The 23,067-nt window shown below is 56.4% G+C and carries 17 protein-coding genes; 12 read left to right on the top strand and 5 right to left on the bottom strand.

Going from position 1 to position 23,067, the window contains the following annotated elements:
- Positions 1 to 396 precede the first annotated feature (396 nt).
- Positions 397 to 1,821, bottom strand: a complete 1,425-nt coding sequence (locus tag CJ255_RS10775; RefSeq protein WP_165774663.1) for a tetratricopeptide repeat protein — start codon at positions 1,819 to 1,821, stop codon at positions 397 to 399.
- Here CJ255_RS10775 and CJ255_RS10780 point away from each other — a divergent pair.
- The 8 genes from CJ255_RS10780 (at position 1,738) to CJ255_RS10810 (ending at position 15,292) form a co-directional block, all read left to right on the top strand.
- Positions 1,738 to 3,027 (top strand): nucleotide-binding protein, encoded by a 1,290-nt coding sequence (locus CJ255_RS10780; RefSeq protein WP_165774664.1) that lies wholly within the window; start codon positions 1,738 to 1,740, stop codon positions 3,025 to 3,027. The genes CJ255_RS10775 and CJ255_RS10780 overlap by 84 nt on opposite strands.
- Complete coding sequence (locus tag CJ255_RS10785) at positions 3,014 to 3,490, top strand: tyrosine-protein kinase family protein (RefSeq protein ID WP_097644111.1); 477 nt, start codon at positions 3,014 to 3,016, stop codon at positions 3,488 to 3,490. The genes CJ255_RS10780 and CJ255_RS10785 overlap by 14 nt, the downstream gene beginning before the upstream one ends.
- Before the next feature lie 167 nt (positions 3,491 to 3,657).
- Complete coding sequence (locus CJ255_RS10790; RefSeq protein WP_097644112.1) at positions 3,658 to 5,520, top strand: hypothetical protein; 1,863 nt, start codon at positions 3,658 to 3,660, stop codon at positions 5,518 to 5,520.
- Positions 5,429 to 8,980, top strand: coding sequence for a carboxypeptidase regulatory-like domain-containing protein (locus CJ255_RS24430; RefSeq protein WP_097644113.1), 3,552 nt, complete (start codon positions 5,429 to 5,431; stop codon positions 8,978 to 8,980). Before CJ255_RS10790 ends, CJ255_RS24430 begins: the two co-directional genes overlap by 92 nt.
- 275 nt (positions 8,981 to 9,255) lie before the next feature.
- Positions 9,256 to 12,246: a preprotein translocase subunit SecA gene (gene secA, locus CJ255_RS10800; RefSeq protein ID WP_097644114.1), complete on the top strand. Its 2,991-nt coding sequence runs from the start codon at positions 9,256 to 9,258 to the stop codon at positions 12,244 to 12,246.
- A gap of 43 nt (positions 12,247 to 12,289) precedes the next feature.
- Entirely contained in the window at positions 12,290 to 12,598 is a 309-nt protein-coding gene (locus CJ255_RS24435) for a hypothetical protein (RefSeq protein ID WP_245863321.1), read from the top strand.
- On the top strand, positions 12,483 to 14,069 hold the full coding sequence (locus CJ255_RS10805; RefSeq protein WP_245863322.1) for a CHAT domain-containing protein: 1,587 nt from the start codon (positions 12,483 to 12,485) through the stop codon (positions 14,067 to 14,069). Before CJ255_RS24435 ends, CJ255_RS10805 begins: the two co-directional genes overlap by 116 nt.
- A 212-nt stretch (positions 14,070 to 14,281) precedes the next feature.
- On the top strand, positions 14,282 to 15,292 hold the full coding sequence (locus tag CJ255_RS10810; protein WP_097644115.1) for a BstXI family restriction endonuclease: 1,011 nt from the start codon (positions 14,282 to 14,284) through the stop codon (positions 15,290 to 15,292).
- A gap of 3 nt (positions 15,293 to 15,295) precedes the next feature.
- Here CJ255_RS10810 and CJ255_RS10815 read toward each other — a convergent pair whose 3' ends face one another.
- Entirely contained in the window at positions 15,296 to 16,363 is a 1,068-nt protein-coding gene (locus CJ255_RS10815) for a DNA-methyltransferase (RefSeq protein ID WP_097644116.1), read from the bottom strand.
- 376 nt (positions 16,364 to 16,739) lie between these two features.
- Here CJ255_RS10815 and CJ255_RS10825 point away from each other — a divergent pair, with 376 nt between their 5' ends.
- The 3 genes from CJ255_RS10825 (at position 16,740) to CJ255_RS10835 (ending at position 18,019) form a co-directional block, all read left to right on the top strand.
- Positions 16,740 to 17,162: a hypothetical protein gene (locus CJ255_RS10825; protein WP_097644118.1), complete on the top strand. Its 423-nt coding sequence runs from the start codon at positions 16,740 to 16,742 to the stop codon at positions 17,160 to 17,162.
- Positions 17,155 to 17,346 (top strand): hypothetical protein, encoded by a 192-nt coding sequence (locus CJ255_RS10830; RefSeq protein WP_097644119.1) that lies wholly within the window; start codon positions 17,155 to 17,157, stop codon positions 17,344 to 17,346. The genes CJ255_RS10825 and CJ255_RS10830 overlap by 8 nt, the downstream gene beginning before the upstream one ends.
- A 358-nt stretch (positions 17,347 to 17,704) precedes the next feature.
- Entirely contained in the window at positions 17,705 to 18,019 is a 315-nt protein-coding gene (locus tag CJ255_RS10835; protein ID WP_174714065.1) for a hypothetical protein, read from the top strand.
- Positions 18,020 to 18,398: 379 nt separating this feature from the next.
- On the opposite strand, the gene pyrG is transcribed toward CJ255_RS10835, so the two are convergent.
- The 3 genes from pyrG to CJ255_RS10850 form a co-directional block, all read right to left on the bottom strand.
- The gene (gene pyrG / locus CJ255_RS10840) at positions 18,399 to 20,081 is read right to left on the bottom strand and encodes a CTP synthase (RefSeq protein WP_097644120.1); all 1,683 of its coding nucleotides are present in this window, start codon (positions 20,079 to 20,081) and stop codon (positions 18,399 to 18,401) included.
- A 364-nt stretch (positions 20,082 to 20,445) separates the two neighbouring features.
- Complete coding sequence (locus CJ255_RS10845) at positions 20,446 to 21,111, bottom strand: MBL fold metallo-hydrolase (RefSeq protein WP_097644121.1); 666 nt, start codon at positions 21,109 to 21,111, stop codon at positions 20,446 to 20,448.
- A gap of 192 nt (positions 21,112 to 21,303) precedes the next feature.
- Entirely contained in the window at positions 21,304 to 22,029 is a 726-nt protein-coding gene (locus CJ255_RS10850) for a regulatory protein RecX (protein ID WP_245863323.1), read from the bottom strand.
- Between the two features lie 211 nt (positions 22,030 to 22,240).
- Here CJ255_RS10850 and CJ255_RS10855 point away from each other — a divergent pair, with 211 nt between their 5' ends.
- Entirely contained in the window at positions 22,241 to 22,786 is a 546-nt protein-coding gene (locus tag CJ255_RS10855; RefSeq protein WP_097644123.1) for a dihydrofolate reductase family protein, read from the top strand.
- Positions 22,787 to 23,067: the final 281 nt, after the last annotated feature.

The raw sequence follows: 23,067 nt of genomic DNA on the forward strand, positions 1-23,067 counted from the left end.
TGCTTGCTGCGGGCTGGTGCCCGCAAGACCCGCTCTTGGGGCGTAGCCCATAGATAGTACGTTTAGGGCTGCCGCCCTAAAACCCGCTCTTGGGGCGTAGCCCCAAACCCTCTTTTTCGTTCGTGTTGGCGGCTTCGCCGCCAACACGAACGAAAAAGAACTGTTAGCGCGAAGAAGTTCTGGGCCGCGCCGCTTGGCTTCGACAGGCTGGTTTCGGCAGGCTCAACCACCGAGCCAGCGGCGCGGTGGTTGCTAGCCCAAGGCTTCTTCGCGCTAACAAAGAACTCTTCGGGGGAGGCTTTGCCTCCCCCGAACCCCCACCGGGAGGCTTAACGTAATGCGTATGTGCCGCCGTGCCCCTACCATATTCGCCACCAACGCACAAGTGAACATGTTCTACGAATCTGCAAGGCGATACTGGGTTTTGGGGCCTTTGCCCTGCTTGATGATCATGCCACGCTTGATGAGGGGTTGCAGTTCGCGCAGGGTTTGTTCTTTCGAGAGCCCTAAGAGTTGGGCGCACTCTTGGCTGGTGAGTGCGCCATAGGCTTGGAGGCCCGCAAGAATCTGTTGCGTGCGCGTGGTTAGATCGCTGCCCTGCAGCACGAGAAAGCGGGACGCTAGTTCTTGAAATGCGGCGCGATAACGTTCGCCCTCCAGGGTTTGCGTAAGCGCAATGCCCTCTTGGTAGTAGCGCCGCGCCTGCTCCCATAGCCCCAATTCGCTCCATGCCTCGGCGAGATCGTAACAGATGCCGGTGAGCCAGAGTTGGTTATGCATAGCGGCGAAGATGGCATAGGCTGCGGTGTAGTAATTGACCGCCTCTTGGTAGTCGCCGAGCCAGTAATAATATTCGCCGAGCCCCTTGTTGCAACGCCCCTCGCGGTTGCGGTCGCCCACGCGGACAGCAAGGGTACGCCCCTCTTGCAGGTAGCCCAACGCTTCGGGAAAGCGGCCTAGGGCGGCGTAGCATGTCCCTAGGTTGTAGACCACATTGAGTTGGAGTTCGACATCTTGCGACTCGAGGGCGGCCAAGCGCGCTTGAAGAAAGGCAGCGAGTGCAGCTTGATACTGTTGCTGAAGGTGGTGCCATTCGCCCTGTGCATTGTGCCATTTTGCCACCAGCACGGCATGGCTCTCTGGTAGATGGACTTCCGCTCGTTGTAGATGCTCTGCAGCCCGAGCAAAATCGCGGTAGTCCTCCATGTAGACCCACGCAGCATCCACGGAGGCCGCGACCAGTTGGGCATGCAGATGGGCGTCGGCTGAGAGTTGGATGCAGGTTTCGTAGTGGGCCAGCGCCTCAGCGACATTCCGCATCTTGAAGACGCGCCCACGTTTGTGGTAGGCCCGAGCCTTCAGTTGAAGGTCGGATGTCGCCAGTGCTTGAGCATACTCTGCGAGGGCACTATCCATATCTTGCAACGCCTCGGCCAGATCGCCGCTCAAGAGCTTGAGTTTGGCCCAGGTTGTTGGTTGCACCTCAGTTGGCCCAAATTGGCGCAACAGATCGCGCAGCGCCTCGCGGTGATGGGCTTGTAGCCATGCCTGTTGGGCAATCAGGGTAGTGGCGGCCCGTTCAAAGGCACCACCCTGGCGGAAGTGAAACGCAGCTTCAAGGTAATCGCCACACGTTTGGTAGTGCAGGCCAGCAGTATGGTGCCACTCACCGCGCTCGTGGGGATCGAGCAGGGTAAGCAGGTAAGGGCGCAGTTCGGGATGGGCCAAGAGGGTGGTATGTTCAGCATCGCCGAGCAACAAACGGGCAGCGAGCAGATTACCCCATGCGGTGGCAACCTCCAATTGGGTGAGGCGGTTCACCAAGGCCACGGGCACCGGCTGGCGAATCAGGCTTCCATCACGCTCATGATTAGTCAGACGTCGGGCAGTAGTGCCAATACCGACTATACCGCGATTCTGAGTAGTGAGCGTTTGGCGCGTACCTATGCTTCGCTGATGTTGACCCGCCCGATCCTGGAAGAGGTGATTGCGCGTTTGGAGTTGCCAACAACGCCGGAGGCCTTGGAAAAGCGGATTACCACCACACCGATGCGTGATACGCAGCTCATCACGGTGCAGGTGCAGGGGCATAATCCTGCTGAAGCGGCGGCAATTGCCAATACGTTGGTTGCGGTCTTTGCGGCTCACAATGAGCTGCGCCAGAGTGAACGCTTTGTGGCAACGCGCGAGAAGCTTGAGCGCGAGTTGGATGCGTTGCAGCAACAGATTGATGCGACCCAGGTGCAACTCGAAGCGGCGCAAGGCCCGGCTCAGGCGCGAGAACGCAATCGTTTAGCAGAACTTTTGGTGCTGTACCGCAATAGTACCGCTTCGTTGCTCAAAAGCAGCGAAGACCTGCGAATGACCGAGCTACAGCACACCAATAGCGTGCATACCGTTGAACAAGCGCTGATCCCAATGCATCCGGTGCGCCCAAACATTGCGCTCAACACCGCCGCTGCGCTGCTGTTGGGACTTGTTGTTATGGTCATTGCCGTCCTGCTGCTGGAGGTATTGAATGATCGCATCACTTCCAGCGAGCAAGCGGCGGAAGTCCTCAAGACCAATGTGCTTGCCGCGATCACAGAGATTGATGGGCAACGTCCCACAGATAGATTGGTCACCATGACCTCTGCGTATGCCAAAGCCTCTGAAGCCTACCAGATGCTGCGTGTGCGCCTTGAGGTTGCGCGCTATGGCCATGGATCCAAGACGATCCTGGTCACCAGTGGCAACCAAGGGGAGGGGAAGAGTCTCACGGCGGCCAATTTGGCGGTCGTGCTGGCCCGTGCCGGTAAGCGCGTCCTGCTGATTGATACCGACCTGCGCCGCCCCACGCTGCACACCTACTTTGGCCACCACAATCTGCGCGGCGTGACCACGGCGCTGATCCGGGAGGGCGCCACGCCAGTTGACTTCCATCTCCATTCCACCAAGTTGGATAATCTGTTGCTCATGGCTAGTGGCCCATTGCCCACCGATCCAACGGCGATCCTCAGTTTCACCCCAGTTTATGCAACTCATTGATGAGTTGAAGGCGCATGTTGATGTGCTGGTCTTTGACAGCCCACCGCTCTTGCAGGTGGCTGATGCCACCCTATTGACCCAACTCTGCGACACGGTGGTGCTGGTGGCAACCGATGGCAAGACGCGCACGAGCGCCCTGCGCCAATCAGCAAACCTGTTGGCACAGTCGGGGGTGGCGTTGGCTGGGGTCGTAGTCAATCGGGCACGCAAAAGCGGCCATGGCTATGGCTATGGCTATGGCTATGAACCCGAGCCAGAGCAACTGCGCTGGCATCAGCGGATCGGGCGCCTCTGGGCGCGCTGGCGAGGCCGTAACGCAAACGCCGCGCCCGCGCCCGCGCCCGCACCTGAGCCGATGAGTCGCAATGGGCATGTGGTGGTTGTTCATGGCACCAATGGCGGCACCTCGCCAACCCAGCCGCCCAGCAATGGGCTGCAAAAGTCCTCACGTTCCCGTAAGTAATGACGGGATACCAGTTATGTTTGAATTCGTCTTCTATTTTTCTGAGTTTTTATGTCATTACACACGACGTAACACGCGTTGGAGTGCCGGCTTTAGCCGGCTAAAGCCGGCACTCCAGCGTGTGCCCCCGGGCTTTTCAGACAACCTCTAACACCAAGGAGCAAACAATGCACACGCGCACCATGTGGCTTATTGGCGGCCTCCTGTTGATCATGCTCGCGTTCGTCGCGCTGATTGACATGCCTGTGGTTTATGGGCAGGATCGTGCTGTGTGCGAAGATGGTATGCCTGAACCTCCCATGGGATGTGCGGAAGATAGCCTCACTGCGATCTATATTCTACAATTCGATGGCTATATCACAAGTACCGTCTATTTAGATACCTACTACCACGAGACCATGCAAGCGCTTGTGGATGCGTCGCTGGGGCAGCCGGCGAAGAGCGCGATTCTCTTGGTCGATCGTAGTGGCACTACGCCCGATGCGATCTACAAGATCCAAGATGGCGTGCAGACCAATATTACCGCGCAATGGCCGGAGATGACGCCAGAGGTGGATGCGACCGATGGGGTCTTTTTGGGCAATTTTGTCTGGTGGGCGCGGACGCAGTTTCCCGCTACTCGCACTACCCTCTCGGTTGTAGGCCATGGCCTCTATGTCGCGCCAGAGATGGGCATCGTGCCGCCCTTCTTTGCCTCACCCTCTGCCCTTAGCGAGATGGTGGGAACGGGAACATCCGCCCAGGGTTTGTCGCCGCTCCCTTTGCGGATCGGGGGCAGCCCCGATTGGAGCGATGTCAACCCTGAGCCGAGTTTCTTCTCCATCCATGCAGCGAGCGAAATGGCGCGGATTGGCTCCGGGAATGGCGCGTATCCACTGGATGTGATTGACTTCTCGCAATGCTACGGCGCTTCGTTTGAGCAGTTCTATGCGCTACGCAACTATGTCCACATGCTCACTGGCGCACCCAACTATACCTTCTACGCGCCAGAGTTGCTGGGCGCGGGCCTAGCCGCGCTTGCACCGAGGCAGAGTCCGCCGGAGATGGCGGAAGCGCTGATTGACGCCTATCATACGACGCTGCCCGATGATGAGCATCCCCATGTGCTGGTGGCGGTGGAGACGCGCCACCTTACTGCGCTCAAGGCGCGCTTTGATCATTTGGCCTCGCTGTTGTACCAAGGCTTGAGCGATGCCGAGCGCACCAATACCTACCGGCAATTGATGCAGGCGGCGTATGCGGCCAGTCTGCACTACGATACGACCGCCTGCCCACCGCAAGATTGGGAACTCTGCCCGCCCGATGCGCTGGTTGATCTCGCCACCTTTCTACAGCAGCTCCAAGCGCACTTTGGAGCACATACCCCTGTCGGTGGCGCTGCCGAGGAGAGTATCGCGGCGCTGCAGGCGGCACTACATGCCAAACGCGAACAGCATGGCACGCCCTGGTTCGGTGATCACGCCTGGGACTTCAGCGCAGGCGCGGGCCTAAGCCTCTACGCCGATCTTGGCGCATGGAGCGACGCATCGGGTCAGGTTGTGCTCAACGGCATCGCCGACTGGTACACCAGCACAGTGAGCGTAGAGAACCCGCATCCCTATGCATTCATCAATCCGGCCCTGGCCAGTGATGGCATCACCTGGGCCGATGTGTTGCACACCTTCTGGGCCGATCGGGTAGACAGCACCGAACTCTGTATTCCTGCCTTCCCAAATACCCAACAGGTAGGGGATGTTGTGGCCATCGCTGTAGCAGACCCCTTGCCTGGAACAAGCCAACTCAACACGCTCATCACCCCCACCGTTGTCTTCAGCACCGCTGCCTCCATCCACAACCCCACCCTGCTGATCACCATCACCCAACACAGCGCGGTCGTCTTTAGCGAAACGATCTACCTGGGCTATCGTGAAGCAGGCACGCATACTGTTACGGCAACCCATGCCTGGCATCCTAGCCGCAGCGGGCCATTTGCGCTCACCTTCACATGTGGATGGCCGCAATCAGATTGTCGAGCAGAACAAAGAGGATAACCTCTTTACCCTAGCGGATGAGATTGTGCCGCCCATTGAGCCAGGGCTGGTTCAGATTGAGGCAGGGGGCAGTCACACCTGTGTGATCAACGCGGCGGGGCAGTTGTACTGTTGGGGAGCTTGGAGTACGGTACCGGATGATCTTGGGACTGTCATTCAAGTAAGTGCTAATAATACGAATACCTGTGTCCTTCTTGCGGATGGCAGTATACGCTGTTGGGGCAACTCGTATCACAATTTAAGAATACAACCACCAAGTCATCTCAATAGAGCCACCCAAATTAGCATGGGTTTTGATCACGCTTGTGCAGTTAACGAAGCTGGACGGGTGTATTGTTGGGGATTGCATACCGATGGACGGACAAATGTACCAGCTAATCTTGGGTCTGCTATTCAAGTTAGCGCTGGTGGTTTTCATACCTGTGCGCTCCTTGAAAATGGTCGCATACGCTGTTGGGGTTGGCTCTCGTCTCTGACAACTGATTTATTAAATAATCTCGACCAAGCTATCCAAATCAGTGCTGGCGGATCTCATACCTGTGCCCTTTTTGCGGATGATAGTGTACAGTGTTGGGGAGTAGGCGGTCAGATTGATCCTAACGTACCAGACGATCTTAGTCAGGTTATCCAGATCAGTGCTGGTGCAGGCCACACATGTGTCCTTCTTGCCGATGGCAGTATACGCTGTTGGGGTGCAAACGGATCCGGACAAACGAGCATACCAAATGATCTTGGTCATGTAACACAAGTCAGTGCCGGTTCAAGTCATACCTGTGTAGTTATTGAGAATAGCAGCTTGCGTTGTTGGGGATATAATTTGCACGGACAGATCGATGTACATGATAATATCGAACCCGTTTTCTATGTGAAAGCTTTTCTCGATCAAACATGCACTCTTGGTAAGTACGGTACTCTGCGTTGTTGGGGATGGAATGGATATAGAAATAACGACGTACCTGATGATCTTGGAGTTGTCACTCAATTCAGTATGCACCATGCTAATACCTGTGCGCTACGTGCAGATGGTAGCGTACGTTGTTGGGGATGGAATGAATGTGGACAGAGTACAGTACCCGATGACGTAAATCACGTTGTCCAAATTAGCACAGGAGCCGATTATACCTGTGCGCTGCGTGAGGACGGCAATGTACGCTGTTGGGGTGTGGATTCGAATGGACAGATCACAGTCCCCGATGACCTAAACCACGTTGCCCAAATTAGCACAGGAGCCTATCATACCTGTGCGCTGCGTGAGGACGGCAATGTACGCTGTTGGGGTGATAATTGGAGTGGACTGAGTACGGTACCCGATGATGTAAACCACGTTGTCCAAATTCAGATTAGCGCAGGAGGCAATTACAACTGTGCGCTGCGTGAAGACGGCAATGTACGCTGTTGGGGTGTTGATGGCGGGGTACTACAACATTTTCCAGACGATCTTGGATTTGTAACTCAGCTCAGTTTAGGTAGTCACGCATGTGCATTACGTGAAGACGGTAGCATACATTGTTGGGGTTCGGATACACATGGGCAGAGTTCTGTACCTGATGACCTAGATCGTGTAACCCAAATTAGTGTTGGTAGAAACCATACCTGCGCACTGCAAGAGGATGGGAGTGTGCGCTGTTGGGGCCAAGATTCTCATCTCTTTCGACAGCTTAACGTACCAAGCAATCTTGGTTATGTTACCCAAATTACCACAGGAAGCAATCACACCTGTGCATTGCAAGAGGATGGCAATGCGCGTTGTTGGGGGTCAAATCACGAAGGTCAGTCCACCGTCCCCCGCGATCCCCTCGCCATCCAGACGTCCACGATCCGTGGGCACGTCACCGACATGGCGGGCGCGCGCCTGGCCGGGGTGACGCTGGTGGCCCGTGGTCAGACGGCGCTCAGTGATGCGACTGGTGCCTATACGCTGACCAATGTGCCCCAGGGATCGGTGACGCTACGCGCCTTGTTGCCCGGCTATAACGCAGTACCAGAGCAGCACACGTTTGTCCTGAGGGGTGATGAGATCCTTGATCTCCCCATGCACTTCACTCCGCTGGAGGACGCCTCCATCCCAACGCTCAACTTCAGCCAAGCGAGCTACACGGTGGCCCAGGGTAGCAGCAGTATCACCGTGGAGGTGCAGTTGAGCACCGCCGCCAGCGGCCCGGTGACGGTGCAGTACCACGCTACGGGTGATCGTGCGATCGCGCTGGCTGGCAATCTGCACTTTGCTGCGGGCGAGACCCGTCAGTTGATCACTATTCCACTGAACGATGCCATATTCGCTGATCACGAGCGGAGCTTTTGGCTCACTTTGAGCTATGCGGTAGGGGCGCAGTTGGGTGATCAGGCATGCTCCATGATTACCATTGCAGCGCATGCTACCCCCACCGCCACCGTGACGCCCACCGCGACCCCGCTACCACCCACCGCCACGGTGATGCCGCCCACCGCCACCGTGACACCGACGGCGACCCCGCTGCCGCCCACCGCTACCGTGGCACCGACGGCGACCCCGCTGCCGCCCACCGCCACCGTGACACCGACGGCGACCCCGCTGCCGCCCACCGCCACCGTGACACCGACGGCGACCCCGCTGCCGCCCACCACCACCGTGACACCGACGGCGACCCCGCTGCCGCCCACCGCCACCGTGGCACCGACGGCGACCCCGCTGCCGCCCACTGCGACGGTGACCGAGATCCCGCTACCACCCACTGCCACCACCACGCCCGCCGCGATCTCACTGCCACCCACTGCTACGCCAGTGCCAGCGCATTACAGCATCTCCGGGCGCATCACCACCAGTGATGGCCATAGTCTCGCTGGGGTCACACTTTCCGACGAGACGCACAAGGTGGTAATACCAATTACCCTTGAACATGCCGCATTATCAAGAACGCGAAAGCCCATTGGGACGCCATGTTCTGCAATCTGCAATCTGCAATCTACAATCGTAAATGGTATAAGTGGGGCCGATGGCAACTACACGCTCACTGGCCTCACCTCTGGTCAGGTGCTCACCCTGACGCCTCAGTTAGCAGGCTTTAGCTTTACGCCAGCAACCCGCACGATCAGGCTCACGGGTGATCTGCGTGGCCAGGATTTTGTGGCGACTGCTACCCATGCCTTAAGCCTGCAAACGCCTCTGGAGGGTACCCGCAGCACCGTGAACCCGCCTACCTTCCAGGGCAGTGCCCCGCCACACGCCTTGATTCGCATCTCCATGCTGACTGATGCGCCCCCCACCCAACGCCAAACATTGGCCACTGCGGAGCAGTTGATCTGTCAAACCAGTGCAGCAGAGCAGACCGGAGCCTGGCGCTGCACCCCGGCAGAGCCCTTGCCCCACGGAGCGACCCGCATCCGCATTGTCGCTCAACACGCCGACGGAACCATCCTGGAGACCTATGAGCTCAATTTCACCATTGGTAGCGTGGTCTTTTTACCATTGGTGCAGCGTTGATCGGGAGGTACGGTAGGGGCACGGTGCGCTGTTGCAAATCTGTTTGGTTGCCCCACAGGGTACGCCTCATGTATAATGGCTGGTAGGAAGGTAAGCCCCCGCAAAACCTCTAGGGCTGCCGCCCTACAACCCGTGGTTGGGGCTACGCCTCAAATCCTCTTTTTTGTTGCGCTGTGGCCGCTTTGCGGCCACAGCGCAACAAAAAGGAGCTTTTTGAGTGAGGCGCAAGCCCCTACATAAGCTTGGATTACGCACTTCAGCGAACGGAGTTCGCAATGCTCAATTGGCTCAAAAAGCTGGTGGGCGATACCAACGATAAGGCGGTACGCCAGATTCAGCCTAAGGTTGACGCAATTAATGCGCTTGAAGCGGAGTATCAGGCGCTCAGTGATGCGGCCCTGGCCGCAAAGACGGAAACTTTCAAGGCGCGCCTCGCTGAGGGTGAGAGTCTCGATGACATCTTGCCCGAAGCGTTTGCAACGGTGCGCGAGACGGCCCGCCGCACGGTTGGTATGCGCCACTATGATGTGCAGCTTATCGGTGGGATTGTGCTCCACGAGGGCAAGATTGCCGAGATGAAGACGGGTGAAGGGAAGACGCTCGTGGCCACTTTGCCGCTCTACCTCAATGCCCTTGAGGGTAAGGGTGCCCATTTGGTGACGGTCAATGATTATCTGGCTAAGGTTGGTGCCGGTTGGATGGCTCCGATCTACCACTTCTTGGGGCTCCAAGTTGGCTTTATTGCCCACGACCAGAGTGCGGTCTTTGATCCGACCTATATTGATGAGAAGGCTAATCCCGAAGATCAACGCCTTGTCCATTGGCGTCCGGTGAAACGCCATGAGGCGTATGCCGCAGATATTACCTACGGAACCAACAATGAGTTTGGCTTCGATTATCTACGCGATAATATGGCCTACGAGAAGGCTCAAATGGCCCAGCGGCAACTCCATTTCGCCATTGTTGACGAGGTGGATAATATTCTGATTGATGAGGCTCGCACGCCTCTGATTATCTCTGGCCCGGCCCAGAAGTCCTCTGATCTCTATGGCCAAATGGCTGGCTTGGTCAAGGGGTTGCGCCGCTGTACGGTGACCCCGAAGCAGGTTAAGGACGAGGGGATTGAACCTGATGGCCACTTCTTTATCGAAGAACGTACCAAGAGTATTACCCTCACTGAGCAGGGCATTGAGGAGATGGAACGGCGCCTGCGTATTCCGCCAGGTGAGAGCCTCTATGATGCCGAACACTATGAAAAGACCCACTATGTAGAAAATGCGCTCAAGGCGCAGTTTATCTTTCAAAAAGATAAAGACTACATGATCTCAGATCAGGGTGAAATCGTTATTGTAGACGAATTCACTGGCCGCGCCATGCCCGGACGCCGTTGGTCCGATGGGTTGCATCAGGCGGTTGAGGCGAAAGAGGGTGTGCTGGTTAAGAATGAAAATGTGACCCTCGCAACGATCACGTTTCAAAATTATTTCCGCATGTACCAAAAGCTTTCGGGTATGACCGGCACGGCCTATACCGAGCGTGAGGAGTTTGCGAAGATCTACAACCTCGATGTGGTCATTATTCCTACCAACAAGCCTTCGGTACGCGAAGATCTGGTTGACCAGATCTATCGCAGTGAAGACGGGAAGTTTAATGCGGTGGTGCGCGAGGTTCAGGAGATGCACGAACTGGGCCGCCCGGTGCTGATTGGTACCACCTCGGTGGAAACCTCCGAGCGGGTCAGTACCCTCTTGAACCGTGCTGGTGTCAAGCACCACGTTCTCAATGCGAAGTTCCACGAACGCGAGGCGACGATTGTGGCCCAGGCCGGGCGCAAAGGTGCCGTGACGGTCGCCACCAACATGGCCGGTCGTGGTACCGACATTCTGCTCGGTGGCAACCCCGATGGCTTAGTTGATGATCTGCTGGCCGCGCAGAAGGTTAAGTTTGAAGAGGCTACCCCTGAGCAGATCGCTGCAGCTCGCGCCGAGGCGCTCCGCCTCACCGCGCAGGAGGGGGTTGATGTGCGTGACTTTGGTGGCTTGCACATCATTGGTACCGAGCGCCACGAGTCGCGCCGGATTGACAACCAGTTGCGTGGTCGTGCCGGACGCCAAGGCGATCCCGGTTCGTCGCGCTTTTTCATTTCGCTCGAAGATGAACTGATGCGCCGTTTCGGCCCGGTTGATAAGATCAAGGGGCTGATGGATCGTTTCTTGGACGATGATGTACCAATTGAGGCTAGTATCCTCGACCGTACCATCGAGAGTGCCCAGACGCGGGTTGAGGGCTATAACTTTGATCTGCGTAAGCATACCGTTGAGTTTGACGATGTGATGAACAAGCAGCGCCAGATTATCTATAAAGATCGGCGCGAAATTCTTGATGGTAAAGATGTCAACGAGCAGATCCGTGAGATGATCGGCGAGGAGATTGCTGCCCTTGTAGACGAAGAGTTGCCCGCTGAGGCTGATGCCTATGAGTGGAATCTAGATGAATTGCTGCGGCGCTACCGCCAGATCAACCCGAGCCTTGAGGCGAGCCACACCAGTGCCAGCCTAGAGGGCAAGAGCCGTGAGGCAATTGAGGATTGGTTGATCAGTGAGTTGGAACGAGTCTACGAAGAGCGCGAAGCGGCAATTACCCATGAGCAGATGCGCGAGTTTGAACGGCGGCTCATGCTGAGCGCGATTGACCGCCAGTGGATCGAGTATCTGACCGCAATGGACGAGTTGCGCCAGACGATTCTGCTGCAAGCGTATGCCCAGAAAGACCCGCTGGTTGAGTTCCGCCGCCAATCCTTTGGCATGTTTGAACAGTTGAAGGAGAACATCACCCGCGAGGTGGTCTACCAGTTCATTCCGCAATCCTTCGGCTACGAGCGCTATATCCGCCAGATGGAGGCGGAGCAGCAGGCCCGTTTGGCTTCAGCGCGGGCGATGGGTGGCAGTAGCGAAATGGCCAATCTTGCAGGCAAACCCCTGCGCCGTGTCATCAATCTGCCTGGCCGCAACGATCCCTGTCCATGCGGCAGTGGCAAGAAGTTCAAGAATTGCCACAGCAACGACATAGACGCCATCAGGCCGCTCCTATTGGCCCAAAGCAGCCCACAGGCTCAGGTCAATCCCGCCATTGCCGCCGAGGCAGCCAAAATTCGCCAAGCGGCCACCAGTAGCGCCGCTGCTGCCGGTGCAGGCGCTGCCGCTCCCGCCGTACCTCGCGGCAAGGTCAAGCACAACCAACCCGTACCCCGGGGGAAGAAGAAGTAGTGGGAAGGAAATGAGGAAGTAGCAAATAGGAAATAGGAACCCCATGCCAATCACGATTGCCCTCCAGCGTACTGCCAGTGACCGCGCCGCTGCCCGCTTGGGCGATCAACTCCTTGCTACTTTTGAGCCCGCTGCGCTCTTGGTGGACCAGCCGCTCCCTTCGCAACGCCCCGTGCCCGCCGATCCGGTCGCCTATGGCCAACGGCTCTTTGCTGCCCTCGGCGGGCCGGCTTTCTTTGCACTCCGCCCTCGCGGCGCTGCCCCGTGCGCCCCAACTGGCCAGCCTGCTCAGCCTCCAGAGCGCCGATCCGGAACTGGCCGCCATTCCCTGGGAGTATCTGCACGATGGTAGCGATTTCCTGATCTTCAACTATCTCGTTGTGCGTGAGGTGCCCAATGCGCCGCTGCCGGAGCCACCCGCGCCGAGTTTGCCCTGGCGGCTGGTGGCGATGGGCAGTGATCCGCTCGTTGCCGAGGTGCGCGACCCGCAGACGGGCCTCTTTAGCGGCTACCAGCCCTTGCCACCGCTCAAGGTGGTGCAGGAGCTAGATCTGCTGCGTGACGATCTGCTGCGCCAGCAGCCGCCTGCGCCCATCCGCTGGCAGCGCATCGCGCCGACGCGCCAGGCGCTGATTGACGACCTAGCGACCAGTGATCCGCTGCTCTTCCACTATACCGGCCACGGCGATGTGCTCAATGGCAAGCCGCTGCTCTGCTTCGATGACGGCACCGGCTGCATGGACGCCCGCCCGGTGGCCGACCTCGCCGCCGACCTGCGCGGCTTGACCGCCTTCGCCTTTCTCAATGCCTGCCGCACCGCCGACAGCCGCGAGCCGGAGGCGAATCTGGCCCTGGCCCTGGTGCAGCACGGCATCCCGGCGGTACTCGGCACGCAGTACCAGGTACTCGATGAAGCGGCGGCCCATTTCGCCCGTACCTTCTATCGCTTCCTGGCCGCCGGCCACCATCCGGCCCAGGCGCTCTACCGCGCACGGCTGCAACTCAAGAACCAGTTTCGCGGCACCGCGCAGGAGTGGGCCATCCCCGTGCTCTACCTCGCCCATGGCCATAGTTGGCAGGTGCAGCGCCCTACCCTGAGCGCACCGCTGCCGCCCCTAGAGCCGCCGCCGCCGCGCACGGCCCAACTGCGGGCGCCCGAGCAGTTGATTGGCCGCGACCGCGAACTGCTCGACCTAGCGCGCCTCTTTCTCATCGAACGGCAGCAGATCGTGACCATCCGTGGCCCAGGCGGCATGGGCAAGACCGCCCTGGTCAATGCGTTGGCCCAACGGCTGCGCTTCGCCTTCAGTGACGGCATCATCGCCCTCAGCCTCTTCCTCCCCGGCGAACACGCGCTGCTCAGTGCGGCAACGGTGCGCCGCACCCTGGCGGAACTGCTGGGCCTCCAGCACCCGGCCTTTGAGCAGCCCGAGGCTGCCGAGGCGCAGGAACTAGCCCTAGTCGAGGCGCTGCGCAGGCGTCCCCGCACCTTGCTGATCTGGGACAACTACGAGACCGTGCTCTGGCGGCTGGGGCGCAACGAGGCGGGCGCGCCCCACGAGGCCGCGTTTGACCAGGCGCAACAGCGCGAGGCTGCCGCCCTCCAGCGCCTCGTGCGCCTCTTAGCCGACCAGGGTGTCCACCTGCTCTTCACGACCCGCCAGGCACCAGTCGGGCTACCACACGAATACTTCTACCCATCCGCCGCGCAGGGCCACCAGTTGGGCGGGCTACAGCCTGATGATAGCGTGCGGCTGCTGCGCGGGCGGGTGGGCCAGCGCATCCCCAGCCAAGCCTTTCTCAAATCCAGGGCATTAGGCTAACGGTCGACGGCAGCCACGCACCGGCAGGCGTGATGAGCGCCTTTGGCTATAGGTATAGCACCACCGCTAAAAGTCGAGCCTAGCCAGGGCCACACCAGCGGCGTCAGTGCGCAAGGCACTGTTCGATTGCCTATTCTACCCAGTTATATTGGCTATTGACATCTTTGATATGATATTAGAGGCAAAGCTTGTCTTATAAAAGGGAGATTCACATGTCTAATAAGCAAAGAGCCCCTCGCGACCCTAAATTACCTAAACTCCCAAAACTATTAGACCGGAAAATTTACAAAACTGGTCAAACTCGCGGTGCCGATGATGATGAGATATTCCAAAACCGCGTAGCCCGAAATAGTACTGTATTGATTCCTTATGAATATTGGAAAAGCGCTTCGATTTATCCAGAAGGAGAAACTACATTTGAAAGAGGTTTTATCGCCCTTTTTTCGCCGGAAACATATTTTGAAACCCCCGATATTGAACAGAAGATGGCTGTAAATGGTTTGAAGTTAGGAGAAAACGCTCTAGTATTTTATGAAACTCGTTCAGACTGGCGTAATTACAATCCAGACAATTTAGGTTGGACTTATGCTAATCGTCGTTCTGCACCTCTTGACGGACAATATGTGGCGCGAGTGTCTGCAACCACAGCTATTGACGGAGGCGAAAAGATCATCAGAGGGTACACCTCTAAACCAACCAAGGGTGCTGGCATCCGAGTCTATGAATATGCAAGTTCGGTCATTATCAAGAAATGCAGATTACAGCTAGAGGCACTATTTTGGTTGTGCAAAGACGCCCTAGAGGTAGTAACTGCACAAGGAATGACCGTATCTGGTGCCACAAAGCGGAAAGAACACAACAAAAATGAGTGCATGAAGTCAACATTACTTGATATGAACCAGTTACAAGATAAGAGGCTTGTCAGTAAAAACGGTACAACTATGTGTCCATTGTGTTTGGAGGAAATCTCAGCCGATGGTTTTTTTAATCGAGTAGCGCAAGCTGAAGGCAGAACTGTGCATGATTTGACTATAACTCAATTAAATCTTTTTCATATAGATGAATTACGACTCGGAAGATATGGTCACAAGCCATATAATCTCGGATGGGGTCACCATCATTGCAATGTAGTTGTCAAAGACTCCGGAATCGATCAAACTTTAATTTGGATGGGACAGGTTATTGACCGAAATATTCAAGAGGGTTATACCCTTCCCAAGTAAGGATTAGTAGACTCCAGCTTCAAGTTCTAAAGGAACTTGCTTGACCTCTTCTTCTGGTATAACTGAAAGACTTCGAGTTGCGACTTTGATGTTCCAAGATATTTGTTTTGCCCATAAGGAGGAGATTTCAATTGCGACTGACCGGCGCCCAAGCCGGAGTGCTGCAAGTGCTGTACTCCCCGATCCAGCAAAGCAATCAAGAACAATGTCTCCTGGAAATGTTGTAGCTTCTATTGCATGCTCCAAAAGAGTAGCGGGTTTTTCAGCAGGATGTTTGCCTTTATATGGGCGAACAGATGGGAAATTCCATACATCGGTAAATTCTTTAGATGCATCAATATTAAAAGGACGGATTACATCTTCATACGCAGGCATAGTGTCAATTTTGCCTGTGGACAGAAGCGCATAGCAGATTTTCTGATACTGTTCACGACTAGGGATATTTCGACCGGTCTCCCAATTTGAGACTGCTCCACCATGATTTACTCGCCCGTATGCGCCAGTTAGCTTCGTGAGTTGATGACCGGTTAATTCTGCTTTTTGTCGAAATTCTCGCAACATGCTCCCGAAGTAGGATCTGTGCAAATTACCCTCAGTGGCAGGCTCTGCAAATATGATACGCTCGCTATGAGCGTACCACTGTCTTAAAGCTTCCTTTTTCATTTTTTGCTTCCAGCCATCAAAACCAGGATCATTCGGTTTAGTCCATACAACTTGTGCAAGGACGTTAAACTCACGGGTAAATACCAATTCTAACCTAGCAGCCATGTCTGAGGCACAAAAGCAAAATATTGAGCCATTTGGTCGCAATACCCGCTTCCATTCCCGTATATAATTTTCCATCCAACTCAAATAATCCTGATCTGTTCTGAAAGCCTTATCTCCTAGAATATTACTTTTCTTAGTCGAATGGTAAGGTGGATCTGTAAGAATTAGCGAAACACTACTCGTAGGCATGTTTCTAATAAGTGACAATGAGTCTCCTTCTGCTACAACGTAATCGGAAGATTCCAACACAACGTTGTCGATTAGCGCATTCTTGATATTCTGTAAATCTGTTGTGCGGCTCATATTACTCCTTACTGGAATGCGAGAACGTTGAAGCAAGATATTCCCTTACAGCCTCTCGAACAACCCAAGCTAGAGAGACGCGCTTGTCTACTGCGGCTTGCTCTAGTTTTTCATAATCCTCGATTGGAAAACTAATAGATGCCCGTACACTTTCTTTGTCAACTCTCTTTACAGCCTTTCTGGACTTACCTCTTGTTTTCATAGTACTCTCCTTATGTGTTACACCATCTTACACCACAATGGTGAATTATGCAAGCGTGTTCTAAAGCAACCGAACATGAAGTAGACGGCGATCTTGCCACCTACACCCCGATAATACGTGCTACTTGGCGATCATTACCCACCACCCCCCTGCTCTACGGATGCCCTGCCCGCCATGTTTAGCCAGGCGCTCCAGACCATGGAGCAGCAGATCAGCGGGCAGCCCGCCGCGCCCCCAACGCCCGCCCCCGCCCCCACAGCCGCCATGGTGGAAGCGATGCTCAGCCAGTTGAGCCCCGCGCAGCGGGCCGAGCTACAAATCATCTCCCAAGTGGCCCCGCTGCTGCAACAGGGCATCCAGTTGCTGCAACAGCCCGATCGCACCGCCGCCGAGCGCGGGTGGGCGGCGCAGGGCCTGGCGCAAGCCGCCGAGCAAGCGGCAGCGGGCGAGGCACCCGGCTCGCCCTGGTTGGCAGCGGCGGCGGCGCTGCGTCAGGTTAGCGCATGGCTGCAAGGCACCCCCGCAGATCTCAGCCAACTCGCTGAGCCCTACCAGAGCCTCATCGCCCAGATGTTGGAAGGAAGCAACAATGAGTGAGACCAACCCAAGTATCCAGTACACCTGCACCAAATGCGGCTACCCCAACGTCTGGCGGCGCGATGAGCTGCTCCAGCGCGGGCGTGAAGTCATCTACCGAGGCAACGACGAAGCGGTCTACAGCCTACGCTGCAAAAACCCCGTCGGCTGCGATGAGCGCATGCGTGTTGCGGTGAAGCGCTGATACGAGTGATGAGTGACGAGTGATGAGTGATACCAATTACCCTTGAACATGCCGCATTATCAAGAACGCGAAAGCCCATTGGAATGCCATGTTCGGCAATCTGCAATCTGCAATCTACAATCGTAAATGGTATGACGAGCACAGAACGGTTGCTTCTGTAGCGACCAATAGGGCTTTGGGATGCCCAGGATGGCCCTCACCCCCTACCCTTTCAGGTAGAGACTTTTTTGCTCCGCCGCGTTCTCACGCGGTTCATTGAGACCAGGCAGCACCTTTTGGTGTGTAAAGGGTTTTTGACGCGCTCCAATGAACCAAGCGCAGCGCACCTGACCTGGCAGGTGGGGCGCGTGCCGCCACCATGAGGGCGTCGTTGTACGGCCTCCTCTTTGCCGTCCTGGCGCTGAGCAACCAGCCCGCCTACCTACAGCAGCCTGTCGTGCGCTGGGCCGGCTCAATCGGCGTCTGCCTCTTCTTCGGCGCACTGCTGGCCGCAATGCTCGTCGTGCTGCCACAGCGCACCAGCTACCAACGAGACAACCTCAGCGAAATGGATCAAGCCTATCGCCGCCTCCTGCAACGCAAAGCCAACCTCCTCCGCACCGCACAGTTCTGCTTCGTAATCGGGATTGGCTGCCTGGTAGCGGTGATTCTGAGCATCCTGTGGGGGAGTTGAGCCTTGCGTACCATTGGAGATTGCAGATTGCAGATTGGAGATTGCAGATTATGGTGGGGCGGGCAATGCCCCTATCGTTCCGCACCGTTTATGGGCGGACAGAATGTTTGCTTCAGGGATAGAGTTTTTGAAGAGATGCAAAGAATTTCACCACAGAGACACAGAGAACACAGAGAAATTTGTAGCAAGGCAACCACCTGTTGGCATTACCTCCAGCTACAATACCTCTGTGCCCTCGGTGCCTCTGTGGTAAAAACCTCTCTCCCTCTACAACAACTCGGTCGAAAAATCTCCGTTTCCCAGCGAGCACTCCAGCTACAATACCTCTGTGCCCTCGGTGCCTCTGTGGTAAAAACCTCTCTCCCTCTACAACAACGTACTACGACACCTCAACCGCCACCCAGGCGCGGAGGTCTTGGTGCGCCTCTGGTTCGCTGAGGCGCAGTTGCTGCGGCTCGTGGGCCCGTTGCGTGCGCGCCGCAGCGGCTACGAAGTCGTGGAAGAGTGGGTGGGGCCGGTTGGGACGCGAGAGGAACTCCGGGTGGAATTGGCTGGCTACGAACCAGGGGTGGTCGCGCAGTTCGATGATCTCTACTAAGCGCCCGTCGGGCGAATGGCCACTAATCACAAACCCGGCAGCCTCGAGGGTGGTGCGATACTTGTTGTTAAACTCGAAGCGGTGGCGGTGGCGCTCTTCAACCTGGGTCACTCCATAGGCGGCATGGGCGCGCGTGCCCGGCACCAACACACATGGGTAACGTCCCAGCCGCATCGTCCCGCCCTTATCGGTGATGTCGCGCTGATCAGGCATGTAGTCAATCACCGGATGGGGCGTGTTGGGCACAAACTCGGTACTATGCACCTCGTTGGTGCCCAAGACCTGGCGCGCAAAGGCGATGGTGGCGCACTGCATACCCAGACACAGCCCTAAGTAGGGGATGTTGTTGCGGCGGGCATAGTCGGCGGCCATGATCTTGCCCTCAACCCCACGGTCGCCGAAGCCACCGGGCACAACGATCCCGTAGACCTTCGAGAGGAGCCGCTCGACGCCTTCGCGCTCGATCTGCTCCGACGAGACCCAATGGATGTCTATGTCATACTCTTGGTGCAGTCCGGCATGGCGCAGCGCCTCGACCACACTGATGTAGGCGTCTTTCAATTCGACATACTTGCCTACCAGGGCCAGCGGAATGACACGCTTGGGCCTTCGGATCAGTTTGACCAGATCGTGCCACGGGGTCAGGTCGGGCATGATGCGCTTCAACCCCAAACGGTCGCAGAGGTAATCGCCCAAACCGGCATCTTCCAAAACCAGCGGCACCTCATAGATCGACTCCACCGTCTGCACCGGAATAACCGCATGCGAATCAACATCGGCAAAAAAGGCCACCTTATCGCGGATCTCGTCGCTAATCGCATAATCGGCGCGACAGAGGATCACATCGGCGGTAATGCCCACATTGCGTAATGCCATCACCGAATGTTGGGTCGGCTTCGTCTTGAGTTCACCCGTCGAACCAATATGGGGCAAGAGCGTCACATGGATGTAGAGCACATGATCGCGCCCTACGTCCTTACGCATCTGGCGGATCGCCTCAAGGAAGGGCAGGCTCTCGATGTCGCCCACCGTACCACCAATCTCAACAATCACCACATCGGCATTACACTGCCGCCCAACTGCGGCAATCCGCGACTTAATCTCATTGGTAATATGGGGGATCACCTGAATCGTCCCGCCCAAATAGTCACCACGACGCTCTTTACTAATCACTGCCGAGTAGATCTGGCCCGTCGTCACATTGCTCAAGCGGGTAAGATTCTCGTCAATGAAACGTTCGTAATGGCCCAAATCCAGATCGGTCTCGGCGCCATCTTCCGTAACAAAGACCTCGCCGTGCTGGTAGGGCGACATCGTACCGGGATCAACGTTCAGGTAGGGGTCGAGCTTGAGGATTGACACACGCAGCCCCCGGCTCTTGAGTAGCCGCCCGATCGAGGCCACGCCGATGCCTTTGCCTACAGACGAGACCACCCCACCAGTAACAAAGATGTACCTGGCCATACCGGCTCTGCTCCTTACATAAAACATATGGGTCGGTCACCCAACGGTTAACCCCGACCCACACTGGTATCTGTTATCAATTGACTCCATCGCGTTCACATGCTGCTTGCTGATCGGGCAGTGCAGGGGTGCTGCCACTATGCTATTTGACACCCCCTCGTTCCATGTTGGGATTCATAGATACAAACGATGCTCGCACGTTTTTTGCGCTTGTAATCGTGTGGGTTGTGGGGGAAGTTTGGGTACCTACAGAGATAAAGAGGTTTTCACCACAGAGACACAGAGAGCACAGAGAGGTAGCACCTCACCAAAACCTCTGTGTCCTCGGTGCCTCTGTGGTGAAAATCTCTGTACCTCATATCGGTCATACACTCGATCGCATCACCACCAGACGGGTCTCTTCGCCTTCAGCGGGCAAATTGCTCGCATTGAGGCTCACCTTATCTTCTGGGCTCACCTCTTTGTGGCCCAATTCATTGATGAAGCGTTCGAGTGGCTCAAGGGGATAATCGAAGGAGAGTTGGGGGCTTGCGTAGTGCATAGGGATCACGACGCGCGGTTCAAGCTGACTGATCACATTCACCGCCTCAGCCGGGCCAATTGTCTCGCCGCCACCCACTGGGATGAAGAGAACATCCACATTGCCAATAGCCTCAAGCTGGCTCTGGCTCAACTCGTGGCCCAAGTCGCCCAAGTGGCAGAAGACGATCTCATCAAGGTGGATCACATAGACGATATTACGGCCCCGTTCGGCCCCTTTGAGCTTATCGTGGTAGGTGGTGACACCCCCAATCATGATACCACCGACTTCATACTCGCCCGGCCCTTCGACCACAAAGAGCCGTTCGCGCATCGGGCGCACCTGGGCGACATTATTGTGGTCGGGATGATCATGGCTAACGGTCACAATATGGGCGGTAGGCCGCCCCATGTCTATACCAATAGTACGGTTGTAGGGATCACACAACACAATCCCGTCACGCCCGCGTAGGCGAAAGCAGGCGTGGCCGAGGTATTGAATATCAGGCATGTAAGGGCTTCCTTAGGTTACGCCTTGCGGCGGGCGGGTTGAGAGCGGCTGTGCCGCTTAAGGATATAGAAACGAGAAAATAGAAAATAGGTTTGCGGCATCAGGATGCACACGAAGTCCTAGATCGCGCCGCCTAGTTTCCACAGGCTGGTTTCGACGAAAGAGCAAAGAGCGTGTAGGGCGCAGCCCCACCTAAATGTCTGCATCATCCTCATGGTCTTGCAGTTCTGCCCAAAGTATACCAAGAATCGGACTAATCACTGCAAGACTAAAGCCACGGCGTTGCAGCAGGCCGCCCAAGCGCCGTTGGAACGTAGCCTTGTCGCGGCTCGTGGCATAGCGCGGCAGCAGATGGCGCGCCAACGCTTCCGCACGCTCCGCCTCGGCCTCTGGGTCGGACGCATCACTCTGGGCGAGGGTCTGCTCAATCGTGGCGCGGTCAACACCTTTACGCCGCAGTTCGTCACGCAGCGCATGGATGCCCCGCGAACGCTGGCGCTGGCGCTGTTCAACCCAAAGCTGGCTAAAGGCCGCATCATCAAGCAGACCCAACTCAGTTAGGCGCACCAGTGCCTGCTCAATACTTGCAGGCGTAGCACCCTTTTGGCGCAAACGCTGCCGCACCTCAGCAGCAGCGTGGGGGCGTCTATCAAGCATGCGCAGCGCGATGCGCAGCGCCTGTTCCGCCTGCGCCGCCGCCTCTAGGCGCATCCACGCCGCCTCATCAAGCTCCATGCCCACCCACAAGCCCTCGTTGGCCAGCGTGTTGAGCCCAATCCCCAACGCAAACTCGCCGTCAATAAAAATATTGACGCGCTGCGGGTCATTCACCTGGGCTTTGATGGCAGTAATCGTACCAGTAGGCATAATACCAATTACCCTTGAACATGCCGCATTATCAAGAACGCGAAAGCCCATTGGGACGCTATGTTCGGCAATCTGCAATCTGCAATCTACAATCGTAAATGGTATAAGGCAATCTCTCAAAGAATCTTGAAGATGAGCAATTGTACCACCCGACCGTATCTTTTGGCCCACTCGAACGGTATAAAGGGTGGTATGGTATGTAGGTAGAACCGGGGCGGAGGACGTTGGCTGAGCGTGTCGAAGCCAACGTCACGGGGAACCAATGCAAACTTCCATTTACCTTGCCACCTCGCTCGATGGCTTCATTGCTCGTGCGGATGGAGCTATCGATTGGCTGCCAAGCGGAGATGATCCAGGCGAAGATTATGGTTACCAAGCCTTCTTCGCCTCAGTTGATGTGCTGGTAATGGGGCGTGCTACCTACGATCTGGTGCGAGGCTTTGCCACATGGCCCTATGACGACAAACCCGTGGTGGTACTCACGCAACGCCCGCTCACCATCCCGGCGGAGCTTGCACATAGCGTTACGGTGATGGCAGGCGCACCACAGGAACTCGTTGAGCGCCTCGCAGCACGCGGCTTGCGCCATGCCTACATTGATGGTGGGCAGACCATCCAGCGCTTTCTTGCAGCAGGGCTCATTCAGCGCATGATTCTCACACGTGTGCCGGTGCTGCTTGGGCATGGCCTCCCCCTCTTTGGCTCCTTGCCCGCAGAACGCTGGTGGCAGCATGTGGCTACGCGCAGCTACGCCAATGGGCTAGTGCAGAGTGAGTATGTTGCGACTGTTGCAAGTGGCAATTTGTGACGCCATTGTTCGGCAATCGGCAATCTACAATCTGCAATCTGCAATCTGCAATCTGCAATCTGCAATCGTAAATGGTATAAGGTTTGACAGATGCCCCTGCGCTTGGGTACAATCGGTAGCATATGTAGTTTAGTTTGTTCTTTGTTCTCCTGTTCTCTGTTCTCCTGTTCTCCTGTTCTCCTGTTCTCCTGTTCTCCTGTTCTCCTGTTCTCCTGTTCTCTGTTCTCCTGTTCTCCTGTTCTCCTGTTCTCTGTTCTCCTGTTCTCCTGTTCTCCTGTTCT

This window comes from Candidatus Viridilinea mediisalina (assembly GCF_002532535.1).
Classification (GTDB): domain Bacteria; phylum Chloroflexota; class Chloroflexia; order Chloroflexales; family Chloroflexaceae; genus Viridilinea; species Viridilinea mediisalina.